This is a genomic window from Streptomyces sp. A0592 (assembly GCF_004795115.1).
Taxonomy (GTDB): domain Bacteria; phylum Actinomycetota; class Actinomycetes; order Streptomycetales; family Streptomycetaceae; genus Streptomyces; species Streptomyces erythrochromogenes.
The window spans coordinates 62,781-79,471 of record NZ_SSBM01000005.1 but is presented as its reverse complement, the minus strand read 5'-3'; the positions used below and the strand labels follow the sequence as shown (position 1 = coordinate 79,471).

Sequence of the window (16,691 nt, the reverse complement as noted above, 5' to 3'; positions counted from 1 at the left end):
GCGTGATGCGCATCGCAGTCGGGTCGCACGCGAGTGCTATTCCACCGACTTGTCCTTGAATGGCGCCTTGCGGCCGCAGATCGCGGGCCAGTCCTTGGCCACGATGTTGGCGCACCAGATCTCGCCGTCGTCCTTGAACTGCTTCCACAGCTTGACGTCGAGGTCCTCGCAGCCCTTGTTCGGCGCGAAGCGCGGGCACTTGCCGTTGGGCAGCTTGATGTCGTGCGCGCGCCAGGCGTCGAGGCCCATGAGGTCGGTGTCCTCGTGCGTCGGCATGTAGCGGTTGACCGACCAGGAGGCGCCCATGGTGGCGAACAGCGCGACCGCGCACACCATGCCGGCCGAGAGCTGACGGATCGTCCGGCGCGGGAGGACCCGCGCCGACGGGGCGGCGGAGGCCGGGCGCAGGGTCCGCTCGGTCCAGCCCGAGCCCCGCTGGACCGCCACCATCACGCCGAGGACGGCCAGGATCATCAGCGAGTACATGATGATCCAGGTGGTCCGCGGGAAGAGCTGGACCGCCTTGTCGTGCTCCATGTGCGAGGCGAACCAGAAGCGGGCGAGCCAGGCGCCCGCGAGGACCGCCGCAGCGGTACGGACCATGATGTTCCGCAGGCCCAGGCCGACTCCGAGGCCCACACCCAGGATCAGCAGCAGCGCGAACCCGGTCTGACCGGCCATCTCCCCGGAGACCGGCCACTGGTTGTACTTGATGTAGCCGGTCCGGTCGGAGATCCATCCCAGCACGTAGCCCGGGTCCGCGTACACGCCGAGGTAGGCGTACCGGTCCGGGGTCTGCGAGCCCAGCCGTGCCATCTGGTAGAGCAGCGGGGCGCCGATGATCCCGGCGGTGACGAGTACGGACCCGACGAACAGCGCCGCCCGCTTCACCGCGGGGGCGCCGGCCCGCCACGGGAAGAGGAAGAGGAAGAGCACGGCGGCGCCGGGCGCGGCCCAGACGAACCAGCCCGAGTACCAGAGGAAGAGCACGCCGAAGACCGCGCCGAGGCCGGCGCCGCGCAGCGCCAGGGACTTCGGGGTGCGGCCGGCCGACCTGCGCAGCTCGCGGAAGCAGTACCCGAGGAGCGGCAGCAGCACGATCATCACGACGTGGCTGTACGGGCGGACCGGGTCGAGGAAGAGCACGGCCGCCGGGACGGCGATCAGCAGCGCCCAGAGGGGGCGGAGCAGCAGGCGCCAGGACAGGTAGGCCATCGGGCCGACCAGGGCGCTGCAGATGATCTGGAGGTCGTGCAGGGCGAAGCCCGCGCTGCCGAGGCCGTCGTAGCGGACCTTGGCCCACAGGGCCATCAGCGCCGGGAACGCGGGCGGGTAGATGCCCGACATGCCCTCGCCCGACAGGAACGAGTTGGCCATCTCCACCAGAACGCTCGGGTCGCCCTCCTGGCCGCCGAGCGGGTGCGGGGTGCCGCGCAGCGCGACGACGATGCCGCCGGCCACGACGCCGGTGGCCAGCCCGGCCAGGGCGCCGCAGACCAGCCGCTTGACGATCCGGTGACGCCGGTCCGAGCCCCGGTAGGCCGTGTAGAGCAGCAGTGCGAGCAGCGGGAGCCCGATGACGGCGACGTGCAGCTGGAGCCTGGCGAGTCCGCTGACCTGGCCGATGCGGTTCATCGGGTTGACGCCGATGTGGCGGCTCAGCAGCGTGTAGCCGAGGGCCGCCACCACGCTGACGACCACCTCGGCCAGGACCAGCACCCACCTACGGGAGAGCCACGCCTCGCCCCGTGAGGGGGACGGGCGGCTCGCGGCCTTCGCCGGTTCGCCAGGACGCCGGTCCGGGGCGCCGGCCTCGCCGACCGCCTCGGTGGCCAGGTGTGTCATCTCGGTCCGTTTCGTGGTGGGCGGGCTCTGATCAGTTCTGGCCGGAGGTGAAGGCGTGCTTCGCCAGCGTGCGGGCGCCCGCCTTGTTGCCGCTACGGAGGGCTCCGGGGAGCATCGTCAGCGCGTGCAGCCGGGAGGCACTGTGGAAGCGCGCCGCGCGGGCCGCCTTCGGCCAGCCGCGGGCGTCCATGCGGTCGGCCACGGCGGAGAAGTAGCGCTCGGCCTCGGCGAAGCGGGTGCCGGAGAAGGCCTGGACCGACGACTCGCTGACGGCATGCCGGCGGTACTGGAAGACGGTCGTCGAGTTGTCGATGACCATCTGCTCCCCGCCTTCGAGCAGGTCGACGACGAGCGCGAGGTCCTGGATCACCGAGTAGTCGTCGCGGAAGTTCACCTTGCGCAGCACCTCGCCGCGCCAGGCGATCGACGGGAAGTAGAGCCAGTTGCCGCGCAGCACGCTGGCGGCCAGCTCCTCGCCGCCCATCAGGCGGCGGCCCTTCACCTGCGGTGCGTACAGCCGCTTCTTGGTGTTGTCGGCCAGGCCCTGGGTCACCTGGCCGGTGCCGTCGATGACCTCGACGCCGGGCTGGACCATCCCGATGCCCGGCCGCTCCTCGATGATCGAGCGGACGGTCTCCAGGTAGTGGGGGTGCAGCACGTCGTCGCAGCCCATGATGACCACGTAGTCGGCCTCGGACAGCCGCACGCACTTCTGGAAGTTCTTGGTGATGCCGAGGTTCTGCTCGTTGCGCGTGTAGTGCACGCGGTCGTCGCCGAGCCCGGCGAACCAGCCCGGTACCTCGGGCTCCTTGCCGTCGTCGATCACGACGAGGCGGAAGTCCCGGTCCGTCTGCGCCAGGACGCTGCGGACGGCGTCCTGCATCAGCTGCACGTCCCCGTAGTAGGGGAGCATGAAGTCGAAGGTCACCATGCGGCGTCAGGCCTTCACGGAGTCGGAGTCGGCGTCCGCCTCGGCATGGGCGTCGCCGCCGGCGACGGGCTCGGCACCCAGACGCTCGTCGTTGTGCCGCATGCCCTCGTTGATGGCCACCGTCCGGGCGAGGTCGGTGATCTTCTTCTCCAGCGAGCGGAACCGCAGGAAAGTGTTGAGCGTGAGGAAGCCCATCCCGAGGACCATCACGTACAGCACCAGGTCGGTACCGCGGCCGACGCCGAGCTGGTGGGCCAGCCAGGTCACGTCCGTCGGGCGGAGCACTGCGTACACGTTGACGATGACGAACAGGGAGAACGCGATGCGCTTCCACGCCCGGTTCTTCGCCTGGCTCCACGTTCGGATGAAGACCAGGGCCATCGACACGGAGCCGACGATCAGGACGAGCTGGATCCAGAAGTACTTCATCGACGCCCACGCTCCCGCAGCGAAATGTCAAAGATGATGTTCACGCCGTTGATGAGGGACTGGCCCTTGGAGCGCGAGTATTCGGTGTAGAGGATGTCCACCGGGACCTCGGTGACCCGCAGGTCGGAGCCCGCGAGGAAACCGACGAGCTCGGACGCGTGCGCCATGCCGTTCATGGTGATGTTCAACTGCTCGGCGGCCTTGCGGCTCAGGACGCGCAGACCGTTGTGCGCGTCGGTGAGCTTGAGCTTGCGGGCGGTGGGGCTGACGGCGGCGGCCGTGCGCAGGACGACCTGCTTGATCCACGGCACCTGGCCGTTCTGCTCGATGAAGCGGGAACCGAGCACCACGTCGGCCTCGTCCCGCCGCAGCACGCCGACCATCGTCTCGACGTCCTTGGTCTGGTGCTGGCCGTCGGCGTCGAAGGTCGCGAAGTAGCGGGAACCGGGCTGGGAGAGCGCGTACTTCAGACCGGTCTGGAGGGCAGCGCCCTGACCGAGGTTGACCGGGTGGCGGACCAGGTGGGCGCCGGTGGTGGCTATGTGCTCGGCCGAGTCGTCGGTGCTGCCGTCGTCGACGACGACGATGTTGGGGAACGTCTTGCGGGCCCCCTCGACCACGTCGGCGATCACCTGGCCCTCGTTATAGGCCGGTATGACCAGCCAGACATCGTCGTATTGGGACACGGTAGCTCCAGCGGAATGTGGCACGTACGAGTGCACGGTGATCGGTGTGACGTCTTGGGCCGGCATGGTCATCTCCCGACCGCGCCCACGCCCGGGGCGTCGGTGTCGGCCGTCTGCCGGGGTGCTTCACCGGCTGCGGCCGCGGCTCCGGGGAAACTCAGCCTGAGGGCTGCCAGCATAGCGACCACTGTGGCGGTCGAGCCCAGGGCGTAGGCGACGATCACGCGCACGGCCACCTCGCCCGGGATCAGGGTGATGCCCACCAGGACCGCGGTACCGAGGGCCCAGCAGAGCAGCTGCAGGTTGTGCCGCTTGAATACCATGAGCGCTTGTCCCAGGACCATCGCGAACATGTATGCCACGGTGCCTGCGGACAGCAGGAAGAAGTCGAAGTGTCCCAGCACCGGATCCGCGATGCCGAAGAGCACCTCGATGAGCCAGGGGCCGAGGGCCGTGGCGGGTACGCCGCCGAGCAGGCCCAGCGCTCCGACGACCAGGGCGATCCGGCGCAGCATCGCCCAGAAGGCCGCGCGGTCGCCGGCGGTGAAGGCGGCGGTCAGACCGCTGAGCAGCGAGGCCTGCAGCGAGCCGAAGACGAAGAGCGGCACCCGCGCGAGGACCAGGGCGCTCAGCAGCGAGGCGATCAGCGCGCTGTCGGACGGGGCCAGCAGCTTGGTGCTCATCACGGCCGCGTTCACGACCACTTGGGACAGCAGGGTCGCGCAGACGAGCAGGCCGAGGCCGCCCGACAGCTCCCGCCAGGCGATCGGCTCGCCGGGACCGACCGCGCGCAGCAGCGCCGGCAGCGTCACCAGCGTCGCGACGACGGGCGCGACGCCCAGGATGAGGCTGAAGGCCAGTGCCGAGTGCAGTCCGAAGGCGGCGCACCCGAAGGCGAGCACGATGCGCAGGCCGCCGTCGACGGCGAGCTGGGTGCCGTACGCGCCGAAGCGGCCGAGGCCCGCCAGCACACCGCGGGTGAGGTAGCAGACGGCCATGCCGGTGAAGGCGCCGCCGAGCGCGGCCACCAGGGCTCGGTCCCCGTGGAAGAGCAGGTCGGCTATGGGGCCGGCGGCGAGGACGAGGACCAGCAGGGTCGCGCCGAGGATCCCGGCGGTGAGGAGGGTGGCGCGGCGCAGCACCGGGCCGGCGCCGTGGCCGAGGACCGCCCGGGCGGACACGATCCGGGTGAGCTCCTGCTCGATGGGGAAGAAGACGCCGATGCCGATGGACATGACGATCGTCCACAGCACCGAGACGTTCGCCAGGGCTTCCGTCGACAGGCTGTGCCCGGCCACGCCCAGGTGGACGTAGGAGGCGGCGCCGAGCACGACGGTGCCGCCGGCCACCGCGACGGTGCCCGGCGGCAGCGCCGCGGTCAGCTTGTTCAGCAGGGTTTTCATCCCGTGCGGCCGTCCCGGGCCGCCTTCGCGAGTGCGGCGAAGCCGGGGGTGGCCAGCGCCTGGGCCAGCTGTTCGCGCCAGTCGGGCAGCGGCTCCAGTCCTGCCTCCACCTTCCACGCGTCGTGCGCCAGCACGCTGAAGGCGGGGCGGGCTGCAGGACGGACGAACGCCTCCGAGGTGGTCGGGCGGATCCGCTCGGGGTCCAGACCGCTCAGCCGGTAGGTCTCGCGGGCCAGTCCCATCCAGGTGGTCCGGCCGCTCGCGGTGCCGTGGTAGATCCCGCCCGTGGCCCCGCCCTTGAGGGCGGCCCGGCCGAGGTCGACCAGGTGGCGGGCCAGCGCGTAGGACCACGTGGGCTGTCCGTGCTGGTCGTCGACCACGTCGAGGGTGTCGCGCTGGGCGGCGAGCTTCAGCATGGTGGCGACGAAGTTCGGCCCGTGCTCGCCGTACAGCCAGGCGGTCCGTACGACGTAGCCGTCCTGCGGCAGCAGTTCGGTGACGGCCTGCTCGCCGACCAGCTTGGAACGCCCGTAGGCGTTGACCGGGCCGGTCCCGGCGTCCTCGCGGTACGGCTCCGAGGCGTCGCCGGGCAGCACGTAGTCGGTGGAGACGTGGACCAGGCGGACGTGGGCGGCGGCGCACGCACCGGCGAGGACGCGCACGGCGGTGCCGTTGACGGCGGTCGCGGCCTCCTCTGCGGTCTCGGCGCCGTCGACGTCCGTCCAGGCGGCGCAGTTCACGACCACGGCGGCGCCCTCGACCGCGGCCCGGACGGCTGCCGGGTCGGTGATGTCGAGGTCGGCGCGGCGCAGGCCCACGGCCTCGATCCCGGCGTGCTCCAGGACGGCCAGGACGTCCTGGCCGAGCATCCCGCCGGCGCCGGTGACGAGCCAGCGCCCGGCCGAGGTGTTGGTGCTCACTTCTGCAGGGCCGCCTTCGCCTTCAGCGGCTCCCACCAGGCGCGGTTCTCGCGGTACCAGTCGATGGTGGCCTTGATGCCGGCCTCGAAGGTGACCTGCGGCGCGTAGCCCAGCTCGGCGCCGATCTTGCTGATGTCGATGGAGTAGCGCAGGTCGTGGCCCTTGCGGTCCTCGACGTGCTCGACCATGTCCCAGCCGAGGCCCGCGGCCTCCAGCAGGACGCCGGTGAGCTCCTTGTTGGTGAGCTCGGTGCCGCCGCCGATGTTGTAGACCTCGCCGGCGCGGCCCTTGCGCATGGCCAGGTCGATACCGCGGCAGTGGTCGGAGACGTGCAGCCAGTCGCGGACGTTGCCGCCGTTGCCGTACAGCGGGACCTTCCTGCCGTCCATCAGGTTCGAGACGAACAGCGGGATGACCTTCTCCGGGAACTGGTAGTGCCCGTAGTTGTTGGAGCAGCGGGTGACCACCACGTCCATGCCGTGCGTGCGCGCGTAGGCCAGCGCCAGCAGGTCGGAGGACGCCTTGGAGGCGGAGTACGGGGAGTTGGGCACCAGCGGCCACTCCTCGGTCCAGGAGCCCTCGGTGATCGAGCCGTAGACCTCGTCGGTGGAGATGTGGACGAAGCGGCCGACGCCGTGCTTGCGGGCGGCGTCCAGCAGCACCTGGGTGCCGACGACGTTCGTCATGACGAAGGGGCCCGCGCCGGCGATCGACCGGTCCACGTGGGACTCGGCGGCGAAGTGCACGACCACGTCGTGGCCGGCCATCACCTGGTCGACGGCCTCGGCGTCGCAGATGTCGCCCTGGACGAAGCGGTATCCGGAGTGGTCCGCGACCGGGGCGAGGTTGGCCTCGACGCCCGAGTAGGTCAGCTTGTCGAAGACGGTGATCTGCGCCGTGGCGTCTGCACCGAGCTGCTGGCGGACGAATTCTGAACCGATGAAGCCGGCGCCGCCGGTCACGAGGATGCGCATAATACGAAGAGTCTAGCCGCCTGCCGAACGTCACACGCCGGACGGTCGGACCGCCCCGGCCCTCTCGCATAGGGTTCACCCATGCGTGGAATCCTTTTGGCCGGTGGCACCGGATCGCGACTCTGGCCGCTGACTCGGGCCGTCTCGAAGCAGCTGCTGCCCGTCTTCGACAAGCCGATGATCTACTACCCGCTCTCCACCCTGGTGATGGCGGGCATCAGCGAGATCCTGATCATCACCACCCCTGAAGACCGCGACCAGTTCGAGCGCCTGCTCGGCGACGGTTCGCAGTTCGGACTGCGGCTGGAGTACGCCGTCCAGGAGCGCCCGGAGGGCATCGCCCAGGCGTTCGTGCTCGGCGCCGACTTCATCGGTGACGAGTCCGTCGCGCTGATCCTCGGCGACAACATCTTCCACGGCAGCGGCCTCGGCACCCGCCTCGCTCAGCACACCGACGCCAAGGGCGGCCGTGTGTTCGCGTACCCGGTGGCGGACCCGACCGCCTACGGCGTCGTGGAGTTCGACGAGAAGGGCCAGGCCATCTCCATCGAGGAGAAGCCGGTCAAGCCCAAGTCCCGCTACGCGGTGCCCGGTCTGTACTTCTACGACAACCAGGTCGTGGAGATAGCCAAGGGCCTCAAGCCCAGCGCCCGCGGCGAGCTGGAGATCACCGCCGTCAACGACGCGTACCTCCAGGCCGGCGAGCTCAACGTCACGATCCTGGACCGCGGTACCGCCTGGCTCGACACCGGCACCTTCGTCTCGATGGTCCAGGCCTCCGAGTTCGTCCGCGTGATCGAGGAGCGTCAGGGCTTCAAGATCGGCTGCATCGAGGAGGCGGCCTGGCGGGCCGGCCTGATCGACTCGGCCCAGCTGCGCGCGCTCGCCGAGCCGCTGACCAAGAGCGGTTACGGCACCTACCTCCTGGCCCTGCTCGACGAGGAGGAGGGCAAGTGAAGTTCCGCGAGCTCTCCATCGCGGGCGCCTTCGAGGTGACCCCGCAGCTGCACGGCGACCCGCGCGGCCTGTTCACCGAGTGGTACCGCTTCGACCGCCTGGCGGAGGTCGTCGGCCACCCGCTGAACCTGGCGCAGGCGAACCTCTCCGTCTCCGCCGCCGGCGTAGTCCGCGGCATCCACTTCGCCGACGTGCCGCGCGGCCAGGCCAAGTACGTGACCTGCGTGCGCGGCGCCGTGCTCGACGTCATCGTCGACCTCCGGGTCGGCTCCCCCACCTTCGGCAAGTGGGAGGGCGTGCGCCTCGACGACGTAGACCGCCGCGCCGTCTACATCCCCGAGGGTCTCGGCCACGGCTTCTGCGCCCTGAGCGACGACGCGACGCTGTCGTACCTCTGCTCGGAGACGTACAACCCGACCGGCGAGCACTCGGTGCACCCGCTCGACCCGGACCTGGGCATCGAGTGGCCGGCCGACGTCCCGCAGCTGTCCGCGCGCGACGAGGCCGCCCCGTCGCTGGCCGAGGCCATCTCGACCGGGCTGCTGCCCGACCACGCGGCCTGCATCGAGTTCACCGAGTCCCTGCGCGTGAACTGACGCACCGCCCCCGCACGGCACAAGGGCCGCACCCCGCGACGGGGTGCGGCCCTTCGGCGTTGCCGGTCCGGTCGCCGCGGCGCACGCGCACCGCGGCGACCGGACCGGCAACGCCGAAGGGCCCCGTCCCACCGCCGAAGCGATGGGCCGGGGCCCTCCGGTGCAACTTGGTGCCCGGTCAACGGGCTACCAGGTCAGAACTCGAATTACTTCGAGATCTTGGTGACCTGGCCGGCGCCCACGGTACGACCACCCTCACGGATGGCGAACTTCAGGCCCTCCTCCATGGCGACCGGCTGGATCAGCGCGACCGTCATCTCGGTGTTGTCGCCCGGCATGACCATCTCCGTGCCGGCCGGCAGGGTGACGACACCCGTGACGTCCGTGGTACGGAAGTAGAACTGCGGACGGTAGTTGTTGAAGAAGGGGGTGTGACGGCCACCCTCGTCCTTCGACAGGATGTAGGCCTGGGCCTCGAACTCGGTGTGCGGGGTGACCGAACCGGGCTTGATGATGACCTGGCCGCGCTCGACGTCCTCGCGCTTGATGCCACGGAGGAGCAGACCGACGTTCTCACCGGCCTGGCCCTCGTCGAGCAGCTTGCGGAACATCTCGATACCGGTGACCGTGGTGGTGGTCTTCTCTTCCTTGATACCGATGATGTCGACGGTCTCGTTGACCTTCAGGACACCACGCTCGATACGGCCGGTGACGACCGTACCGCGACCGGTGATCGTGAAGACGTCCTCGACGGGCATGAGGAACGGCTTCTCGGTGTCACGCGGCGGGGTCGGGATGGCCTCGTCGACGGCGGACATGAGGCCGAGGAGCTTCTCGCCCCACTCCTTGTCGCCCTCGAGCGCCTTCAGCGCGGAGACGCGGACGACCGGCAGGTCGTCGCCCGGGAACTCGTACTCGGAGAGCAGCTCACGGACCTCGAGCTCGACGAGCTCCAGGATCTCCTCGTCGTCCACCATGTCGGCCTTGTTCAGGGCGACAACGATGTAGGGGACGCCGACCTGGCGGGCCAGGAGCACGTGCTCCTTGGTCTGCGGCATCGGGCCGTCGGTGGCGGCGACCACGAGGATCGCGCCGTCCATCTGCGCGGCACCGGTGATCATGTTCTTGATGTAGTCGGCGTGACCCGGGCAGTCGACGTGGGCGTAGTGACGCGCCTCGGTCTGGTACTCGACGTGCGCGATCGAGATGGTGATACCGCGCTGGCGCTCCTCAGGAGCCTTGTCGATCTGGTCGAAGGCCGAGGCCTCGTTCAGGTCCGGGTACGCGTCGTGCAGCACCTTGGTAATGGCGGCCGTGAGGGTCGTCTTACCGTGGTCAATGTGACCGATGGTGCCGATGTTGACGTGCGGCTTAGTCCGCTCGAACTTCGCCTTCGCCACGGGGTCCTCCTGGAGAGTGGTTCTGTACGCCTTACAGATCGGCGCCAGGTGATCTTTGCTGGAAAGCCGGCCCCCGGGGCAACGGAGTGTGACTCCTGTTGCCCCAGAGGTTCCGGTGACAAGCCTAAAGCGTGTACTCGGAAGAGTTACTCGCCCTTGGCCTTCGCGATGATCTCCTCGGCGACGTTCCGGGGAACCTCGGCGTAGGAGTCGAACTGCATCGAGTAGCTGGCGCGACCCGAGGTCTTGCTGCGGAGGTCTCCGACGTAGCCGAACATCTCCGAAAGGGGCACGAGGCCCTTCACGACGCGAGCACCGTGACGCTCCTCCATGGCCTGGATCTGGCCACGGCGGGAGTTGATGTCACCGATGACGTCACCCATGTAGTCCTCGGGCGTGGTGACCTCGACGGCCATCATCGGCTCAAGGAGCACGGGAGAAGCCTTGCGCGCGGCCTCCTTGAAGGCCTGCGAACCGGCGATCTTGAAGGCGAGCTCCGAGGAGTCGACCTCGTGGTAGCCACCGTCGAGAAGCGTGACGCGAACGCCAGTCATCTCGTAGCCGGCCAGGATGCCGAACTGCATGGCTTCCTGCGCACCGGCGTCGACCGAAGGGATGTACTCCTTCGGGACGCGTCCACCGGTGACCTTGTTCACGAACTCGTACGCCGGACCGTCGGTCTCGGTGATGGGCTCGATCGCGATCTGCACCTTGGCGAACTGACCGGTACCACCGGTCTGCTTCTTGTGCGTGTAGTCGTGACGCTCGACGGCCTTGCGGATCGTCTCGCGGTACGCGACCTGCGGCTTGCCGACGTTGGCCTCGACCTTGAACTCGCGCTTCATACGGTCGACCAGCACCTCGAGGTGCAGCTCGCCCATACCGCCGAGGATGGTCTGGCCCGTCTCCTCGTCCGAGTGAACGTGGAAGGAGGGGTCCTCCTCCGCGAGACGCTGGATGGCGACACCCAGCTTCTCCTGGTCACCCTTGGACTTGGGCTCGATGGCGACCTGGATGACCGGAGCCGGGAAGTCCATGGACTCCAGGATCACGGGCTGCTTGTCGTCACACAGCGTCTCACCGGTGGTGGTCTGCTTCAGGCCCATGACGGCGACGATGTCGCCGGCGCCCACCGCGTCGATCTCTTCACGCTTGTTGGCGTGCATGCGGTAGATCTTGCCGATGCGCTCCTTCTTGCCCTTGACGGAGTTCAGCACCGCAGTGCCGGCCTCCAGGCGGCCCGAGTAAACCCGGACGAAGGTGAGCTTGCCGAGGTGCGGGTCGCTCATGATCTTGAACGCGAGCGCGGCGAGGGGCTCCTCGTCGGACGGCTTGCGCTTCACGACCACCTCGGCGTCGCGGACGTCGTGGCCCTCGATGGCCTCGATGTCCAGCGGCGACGGCAGGTAGCGGACGACGGCGTCGAGCAGGGGCTGAACGCCCTTGTTCTTGAACGCCGTGCCACAGAACACCGCGGTGATCGTGGGCTCGCCCTTGCCCTTGCCGGAGTTCAGGATGATCCGGCGGACGGCGGCGTGCAGCTGCTCGACGGTGGGCTCGTTGCCCTCCAGGAACAGCTCCATGATCTCGTCGTCGTTCTCGGCGACGGTCTCGACCAGCTTGCCGCGCCACTCTTCAGCGGCCTCGGTGTGCGTGGCCGGGATGTCGACGATGTCGTACATCTCGCCCTTGGTCGCCTCGGCGGACCAGACGAACGCCTTCATCGTGACGAGGTCGACGACACCCTGGAAGTCGGCCTCGGCACCGATGGGGAGCTGCATGACGATCGGAACCGCACCGAGGCGGTCCTTGATCATGTCGACACAGCGGTGGAACTCGGCGCCGGTGCGGTCGAGCTTGTTGACGAAGCAGATGCGCGGCACGCCGTAGCGGTCCGCCTGACGCCAAACGGTCTCGGACTGCGGCTCTACGCCGGCCACACCGTCGAAGACGGTGACGGCACCGTCGAGGACGCGGAGCGAACGCTCCACCTCGACGGTGAAGTCGACGTGACCCGGGGTGTCGATGATGTTGATGGTGTGGTCAACATCTTCGAGCGGCCAGTGGCAGGTCGTCGCGGCAGACGTGATGGTGATACCACGCTCCTGCTCCTGCTCCATCCAGTCCATCGTGGCGGCGCCGTCGTGGACCTCACCGATCTTGTACGACACACCGGTGTAGAACAGGATGCGCTCGGTGGTGGTCGTCTTGCCCGCGTCGATGTGGGCCATGATCCCGATGTTGCGGACCTTGGCCAGGTCAAGCGAAGTGGTAGCCATAAGGCTTCGGTCTTCTCTCGGTCTCGATGTGGGGTGGGACTACCAGCGGTAGTGCGCGAAGGCCTTGTTGGACTCGGCCATCTTGTGCGTGTCCTCGCGCTTCTTGACGGCAGCGCCAAGACCGTTGGAGGCGTCGAGCAGCTCGTTCATGAGGCGCTCGGTCATGGTCTTCTCACGACGGGCGCGGGAGTAGCCCACGAGCCAGCGGAGGGCCAGGGTCGACTGGCGACCCGGCTTGACCTCGACGGGGACCTGGTAGGTCGCGCCACCGACACGGCGGGACTTGACCTCGAGGGACGGCTTGACGTTCTCCAGCGCGCGCTTCAGCGTGATGACCGGGTCGTTGCCGGTCTTCTCGCGGAGGCCTTCCATGGCGCCGTAGACGATGCGCTCGGCGGTGGAGCGCTTGCCGTTCAGGAGGATCTTGTTGATGAGCGACGTCACCAGAGGAGATGCGTAGACCGGGTCGATGATGACCGGGCGCTTCGGGGCGGGGCCCTTACGAGGCATTCTTACTTCTCCTTCTTGGCGCCGTAGCGGCTGCGGGCCTGCTTGCGGTTCTTGACAGCCTGGGTGTCAAGCGCACCGCGGATGATCTTGTAACGAACACCCGGCAGGTCCTTCACACGGCCACCACGCACGAGCACGATCGAGTGCTCCTGCAGGTTGTGTCCCTCACCCGGAATGTAAGCGGTGACCTCGATGCCGGAGGTCAGACGCACACGCGCGACCTTACGGAGCGCCGAGTTCGGCTTCTTCGGGGTGGTCGTGAACACACGCGTGCAGACGCCGCGACGCTGGGGCGAGGCCTCGAGCGCGGGAGTCTTTGTCTTCTCGACCTTGTCCTGCCGGCCCTTACGGACCAGCTGCTGGATCGTAGGCACTACTTCTCCGGTTTCTGTGTGCCGTGTAGTGAAGCTAACCTGGAACTTTGCCGACCCACGCGGTCGGGTGTGTCGGATCCTGCACACTTCCACCGAGGTGGAGAGAGGCGCGGATCGCAGTGTGGTCTTCTCGGCTCACCGCGGGTCTGAAGCGCGCGCGGGAGCCCAGGGCACACCCCAGGCACAAGGTCAGAGCGTACCTACCTCATGGAGGTAGGTCAAAACAAATGCCCAGCACGAAAACCCGCCGCGCGCAAGCGGGACGGGGGCCGTTCGGCCCGGCGGCCCGCCCCGGCGCCCTAAACTGACAGCTTGCCCGGGCGCTGGGCGCCCGCGAGTCGATCAGCAGGGAGCAGCACATTGGGGACCGTGGCACCCGAGCCGACCACAGTCGATGCCCGGCCCCCCGCCCCGGAGCGCCCGTCGGCGGTCCGCCGGTCCGTCCGCCGCTCCACCCGCCTGCGCGGCCCCCTGCTGGCCTTCCTCCTGACCGCGACCGCCTTCTGCGCGGCCTGGGCGGCGCGCGGCACGTTCCCCTTCGGCAACACCGGGCGGGCCCTCAACGACCAGGCCAACCAGTACGTGCCCTTCCACCGGGCGCTGTGGGACCTGGTCCACGGGCAGGCCGCCGGCGACCTGCTCTTCACCTGGCGCGGCGGCTTCGGACAGCAGTTCCTGTCCGACTACCACACCTACCTCGGCAACCCGTTCTCCTGGCTGGCCGTCCTCGTCCCCCGCGCCCACGTCGACCTCGCCGTCTTCGCGGTCACGCCGGTCACGATGGGCGCCGCCGCCGCCGTGATGACGGTGTACCTCGGCAAGCTGCACGCCGGCCCGTGGTGGCAGCGGGGCGTGCTCGGGGCGACGTACGGCCTGTGCGGCTGGGCGCTCAGCGACGCCTCGTACATCCCGATGTGGCTCTGGGGCCTGGTCGCCCTCCCCATGCTCGGCATCGCCGTCGAGTGGTGCCTGGAGGGCCGCCGCTGGCCGGGAGCGGCGCTGCTGGTCTCGCTGGCCTGGTTCGGGAACTTCTACACGGCGATGATGGCCACGATGGCGGCCTGCGTCCTGCTGGCGATCCGCCTCGCGACCCGCGACACGACGGCCCGGGAGCGGCTGCTGGCCCTGTGGCGGGCCGCGGCGGCCGCCGGGACCGGGATCCTGCTCACGCTCCCGCTGCTGCTGCCGTCCTTCCTGTCGAGCGGCGCCGCGCAGCCCACCAAGGCCGCCGCCTTCGACCCCGTGCGGATCGAGGTCTTCTTCGCGGGCATGCTGCCGGCCACCCACCTGTGGGGCGGCCGCCCCAGGCTGTACGTGGCCTCGCTCGGCCTGATCCTGGCCGGCTCGTTCCTGCTCAACACCGCCGTCGCGCGCCGCACCCGCCTGGTGTGGGCGGGGGCCACCGCGCTGGTCCTCGCCTCCTTCCAGTTCCCGCCCACGCAGTACGTGTGGCACGGGCTGGCGGTGCCGAACGGCAACCCGTACCGCGAGACCTTCGTCTTCAGCGGGATGGTGGTGGTGCTGGCCTGGCTGGCGCTGGCCAACCGGCCGCGCCCGCGGCACCTGGCCCTGATGGCCGCCCTGCTGGTCGCAGCCGCCTTCGTACTGCGCCACACCGACGACTTCGGCGGCTGGACCTGGCCGGCGGTGCTCGGCGGCGGGGGCGTCTCGCTGCTGGCGCTGGTCCTGCTGCGGCTCGGCGAGAAGCGCCGTTTCCTGGTCCCGGTCGCCGCTGTGCTGATGATCGGCGTCGTCCTCGCGGAGTCCACCGCGGCCGCGGCCGGCGCCGACGCCCGCCGGGCGCGCGAGCGCTGGGCCAAGCCGATCCCCACCTCGAACCAGTCGATCGCCCGGCACTTCGACGCCGTACGCGGGGCCCAGGGCTGGCCCGCCTACCGGACCGACTCGGGCGCGCCGCAGACCGCGTACAACGACGCCCTGGCGCTCCGGGCGGAGGGGCCGCAGTACTACAGCAGCTACCTCCCGGAGGCCACCTACCGGGCGCTGGAACCCCTCGGGTACGGCTTCAAGAACGACGGCCGGACCTTCTTCGGCGCCGACAACCCGGTGCTCGACGCGATCTTCTCGATCGGTGCGCGGGTCCGCCCGGGCGCCGAACCGGACAGCTGGACGGCCGAGCGGTTCCCGGCGCCCCCGCTCGTCACCGTCCGCACCGGCCCGTACGCCTCCCCGAACCCGGCGGACAGCGTCTACGCCCGCCAGGAGACCGTCCTGGGCTCCACCGTCTACGAGGTCCCGCAGGTCACCCGCGGAGGTGGCGCCGAGGTCCAGACGTACACGGCCCAGTGCCGGCCCGGCTCCGAGGCCTACTGGTACTCCCCCGCCCTGTACGGCTCCCTCCGCGCTGGCGCGACCGAGAAGCCGCTGGAGGACGAGATGACCGGGGTGACCCCGCTCGGCCCCGTCCCGGCCTCCGGCAGGGTCGAGGTCACCGTGCGGACCCGTACGCAGGGCGCCGACGCGGGCGCCCACCCGCTGGGCTGCCTGGACCGCGCGGCCCTCGCCGCGTCCGTCGACCGGCTGAAGGCCACCGGCGCCACCGCGGTCGAGGTCGGCGGCCACTCCCTGCGTGCCGCCCTCCCCGCGGACACGCGGGGCACGGCGGTCGTCGCCACCACCGCGGTCCCCGGCTGGAGCTGCTCGGCCCCGATCAAGCCCTTCCACGGCCTCCTGGCCGTGGACCTCCCCCCGGGAACGACCGAGATCTCCTGCACCTTCACCCCGAAGGGCTTCACGGCCGGCCTGGCCGGCGCCGCCCTGGCCCTCCTGGCCCTGGCCGCCGTCGCGGCGCCCCCCGCCCTGCGCCGCCTGCGCCGCCACCGCAGGTCCGGATCCTGATCCGTCCCGGCCCGCACCCGTTCGCGAACCGGACTCATCCGATCGTTCTTTCGATATCCCCTGCCGTGATGTCGGCGGCAACCGAAGATCGCATGCTCAGCACGGTCCGTGAACGGACGGCACGAAGGCACAGCCGTTCCGGCACCGCCGCGGCCCACTGGTCCCCGCCGCCTTAAGTGGATGACGCACCAGACGGACCTCCTGCCCGCCTCGCCGACCAGGCCGGGACGAGTGCGTCGCCAGGCGCGGCAAGCTCCCTGACACCGACAGGACCGGCGCCCCCGGCAGCGACGGCAGCCTCCTCGGATTCAGGTTCCTGACCGCCTCGAAGGACCAGGTCACGGCCATGATCCTGGTGCGGACGGCGGACGGGACGTACGGCGCCCTCACCGCCTCCGCGGTGTGGGAGGACGGCGACTGGAAGCTGCGCCCGACGCTGACGGGGTCGATCAGCGAGAGCATCGCGCCCGTGGGCGGCACCGACGGGTTCGTCCTGTGGGGTGCCGGCAACGGCTCCTGACGTCCTGC

The 16,691-nt window shown here is 69.7% G+C and carries 15 protein-coding genes; 4 read left to right on the top strand and 11 right to left on the bottom strand.

Going from position 1 to position 16,691, the window contains the following annotated elements:
- Positions 1–36: 36 nt before the first annotated feature.
- The 7 genes from E6U81_RS09620 to rfbB all read right to left on the bottom strand — a co-directional run bounded on the left by E6U81_RS09620 (position 37) and on the right by rfbB (position 7,188).
- The gene (locus E6U81_RS09620) at positions 37–1,845 is read right to left on the bottom strand and encodes a hypothetical protein (protein ID WP_136229676.1); all 1,809 of its coding nucleotides are present in this window, start codon (positions 1,843–1,845) and stop codon (positions 37–39) included.
- A 31-nt stretch (positions 1,846–1,876) separates the two neighbouring features.
- Positions 1,877–2,776, bottom strand: a complete 900-nt coding sequence (locus E6U81_RS09615; protein ID WP_136229675.1) for a glycosyltransferase family 2 protein — start codon at positions 2,774–2,776, stop codon at positions 1,877–1,879.
- Positions 2,777–2,782: 6 nt separating this feature from the next.
- Entirely contained in the window at positions 2,783–3,205 is a 423-nt protein-coding gene (locus tag E6U81_RS09610) for a DUF2304 domain-containing protein (RefSeq protein ID WP_136229674.1), read from the bottom strand.
- Positions 3,202–3,891 carry a glycosyltransferase family 2 protein gene (locus E6U81_RS09605; RefSeq protein WP_030842670.1) on the bottom strand — a complete coding sequence of 230 codons (690 nt, stop codon included), beginning with the start codon at positions 3,889–3,891 and terminating at the stop codon, positions 3,202–3,204. Before E6U81_RS09605 ends, E6U81_RS09610 begins: the two co-directional genes overlap by 4 nt.
- A 68-nt stretch (positions 3,892–3,959) precedes the next feature.
- The gene (locus tag E6U81_RS09600) at positions 3,960–5,294 is read right to left on the bottom strand and encodes a hypothetical protein (protein ID WP_206309888.1); all 1,335 of its coding nucleotides are present in this window, start codon (positions 5,292–5,294) and stop codon (positions 3,960–3,962) included.
- A complete protein-coding gene (gene rfbD, locus E6U81_RS09595) occupies positions 5,291–6,163 on the bottom strand; it encodes a dTDP-4-dehydrorhamnose reductase (RefSeq protein WP_136229884.1) in 873 nt (290 codons plus the stop codon). The genes E6U81_RS09600 and rfbD overlap by 4 nt, the downstream gene beginning before the upstream one ends.
- Before the next feature lie 47 nt (positions 6,164–6,210).
- Positions 6,211–7,188 carry a dTDP-glucose 4,6-dehydratase gene (rfbB, locus tag E6U81_RS09590; protein WP_136229673.1) on the bottom strand — a complete coding sequence of 326 codons (978 nt, stop codon included), beginning with the start codon at positions 7,186–7,188 and terminating at the stop codon, positions 6,211–6,213.
- A gap of 81 nt (positions 7,189–7,269) precedes the next feature.
- On the opposite strand from rfbB, the gene rfbA reads away from it, so the two are divergent.
- Both rfbA and rfbC read left to right on the top strand, forming a co-directional pair.
- A complete protein-coding gene (rfbA, locus tag E6U81_RS09585) occupies positions 7,270–8,145 on the top strand; it encodes a glucose-1-phosphate thymidylyltransferase RfbA (protein WP_030026474.1) in 876 nt (291 codons plus the stop codon).
- Positions 8,142–8,741 (top strand): dTDP-4-dehydrorhamnose 3,5-epimerase, encoded by a 600-nt coding sequence (rfbC, locus tag E6U81_RS09580; RefSeq protein WP_136229672.1) that lies wholly within the window; start codon positions 8,142–8,144, stop codon positions 8,739–8,741. Before rfbA ends, rfbC begins: the two co-directional genes overlap by 4 nt.
- 206 nt (positions 8,742–8,947) lie before the next feature.
- On the opposite strand, the gene tuf is transcribed toward rfbC, so the two are convergent.
- The 4 genes from tuf to rpsL all read right to left on the bottom strand — a co-directional run bounded on the left by tuf (position 8,948) and on the right by rpsL (position 13,304).
- Positions 8,948–10,141: an elongation factor Tu gene (gene tuf / locus E6U81_RS09575; protein ID WP_136229671.1), complete on the bottom strand. Its 1,194-nt coding sequence runs from the start codon at positions 10,139–10,141 to the stop codon at positions 8,948–8,950.
- A gap of 146 nt (positions 10,142–10,287) precedes the next feature.
- Positions 10,288–12,420, bottom strand: a complete 2,133-nt coding sequence (gene fusA / locus E6U81_RS09570) for an elongation factor G (protein ID WP_136229670.1) — start codon at positions 12,418–12,420, stop codon at positions 10,288–10,290.
- 39 nt (positions 12,421–12,459) lie between these two features.
- The gene (gene rpsG, locus E6U81_RS09565) at positions 12,460–12,930 is read right to left on the bottom strand and encodes a 30S ribosomal protein S7 (RefSeq protein ID WP_007265894.1); all 471 of its coding nucleotides are present in this window, start codon (positions 12,928–12,930) and stop codon (positions 12,460–12,462) included.
- A gap of 2 nt (positions 12,931–12,932) precedes the next feature.
- Complete coding sequence (rpsL, locus tag E6U81_RS09560; protein WP_007265893.1) at positions 12,933–13,304, bottom strand: 30S ribosomal protein S12; 372 nt, start codon at positions 13,302–13,304, stop codon at positions 12,933–12,935.
- Between the two features lie 369 nt (positions 13,305–13,673).
- Here rpsL and E6U81_RS09555 point away from each other — a divergent pair, with 369 nt between their 5' ends.
- Both E6U81_RS09555 and E6U81_RS39735 read left to right on the top strand, forming a co-directional pair.
- Positions 13,674–16,163, top strand: coding sequence for a YfhO family protein (locus tag E6U81_RS09555; RefSeq protein ID WP_240803735.1), 2,490 nt, complete (start codon positions 13,674–13,676; stop codon positions 16,161–16,163).
- 346 nt (positions 16,164–16,509) lie between these two features.
- Positions 16,510–16,683, top strand: coding sequence for a hypothetical protein (locus E6U81_RS39735; protein WP_168714594.1), 174 nt, complete (start codon positions 16,510–16,512; stop codon positions 16,681–16,683).
- Positions 16,684–16,691: the final 8 nt, after the last annotated feature.

What these genes read in the sequence shown, in the direction of transcription:
- rfbB (WP_136229673.1), bottom strand. Translation starts at nt 7,188, where the DNA reads ATGCGCATCCTCGTGACCGGCGGCGCCGGCTTCATCGGTTCAGAATTC.
- E6U81_RS09615 (WP_136229675.1), bottom strand. Translation starts at nt 2,776, where the DNA reads ATGGTGACCTTCGACTTCATGCTCCCCTACTACGGGGACGTGCAGCTG.
- E6U81_RS09620 (WP_136229676.1), bottom strand. Translation starts at nt 1,845, where the DNA reads ATGACACACCTGGCCACCGAGGCGGTCGGCGAGGCCGGCGCCCCGGAC.
- rfbD (WP_136229884.1), bottom strand. Translation starts at nt 6,163, where the DNA reads ATGCTCGGCCAGGACGTCCTGGCCGTCCTGGAGCACGCCGGGATCGAG.
- rfbA (WP_030026474.1), top strand. Translation starts at nt 7,270, where the DNA reads ATGCGTGGAATCCTTTTGGCCGGTGGCACCGGATCGCGACTCTGGCCG.
- fusA (WP_136229670.1), bottom strand. Translation starts at nt 12,420, where the DNA reads ATGGCTACCACTTCGCTTGACCTGGCCAAGGTCCGCAACATCGGGATC.
- E6U81_RS39735 (WP_168714594.1), top strand. Translation starts at nt 16,510, where the DNA reads ATGATCCTGGTGCGGACGGCGGACGGGACGTACGGCGCCCTCACCGCC.
- rpsG (WP_007265894.1), bottom strand. Translation starts at nt 12,930, where the DNA reads ATGCCTCGTAAGGGCCCCGCCCCGAAGCGCCCGGTCATCATCGACCCG.
- E6U81_RS09600 (WP_206309888.1), bottom strand. Translation starts at nt 5,294, where the DNA reads ATGAAAACCCTGCTGAACAAGCTGACCGCGGCGCTGCCGCCGGGCACC.
- E6U81_RS09610 (WP_136229674.1), bottom strand. Translation starts at nt 3,205, where the DNA reads ATGAAGTACTTCTGGATCCAGCTCGTCCTGATCGTCGGCTCCGTGTCG.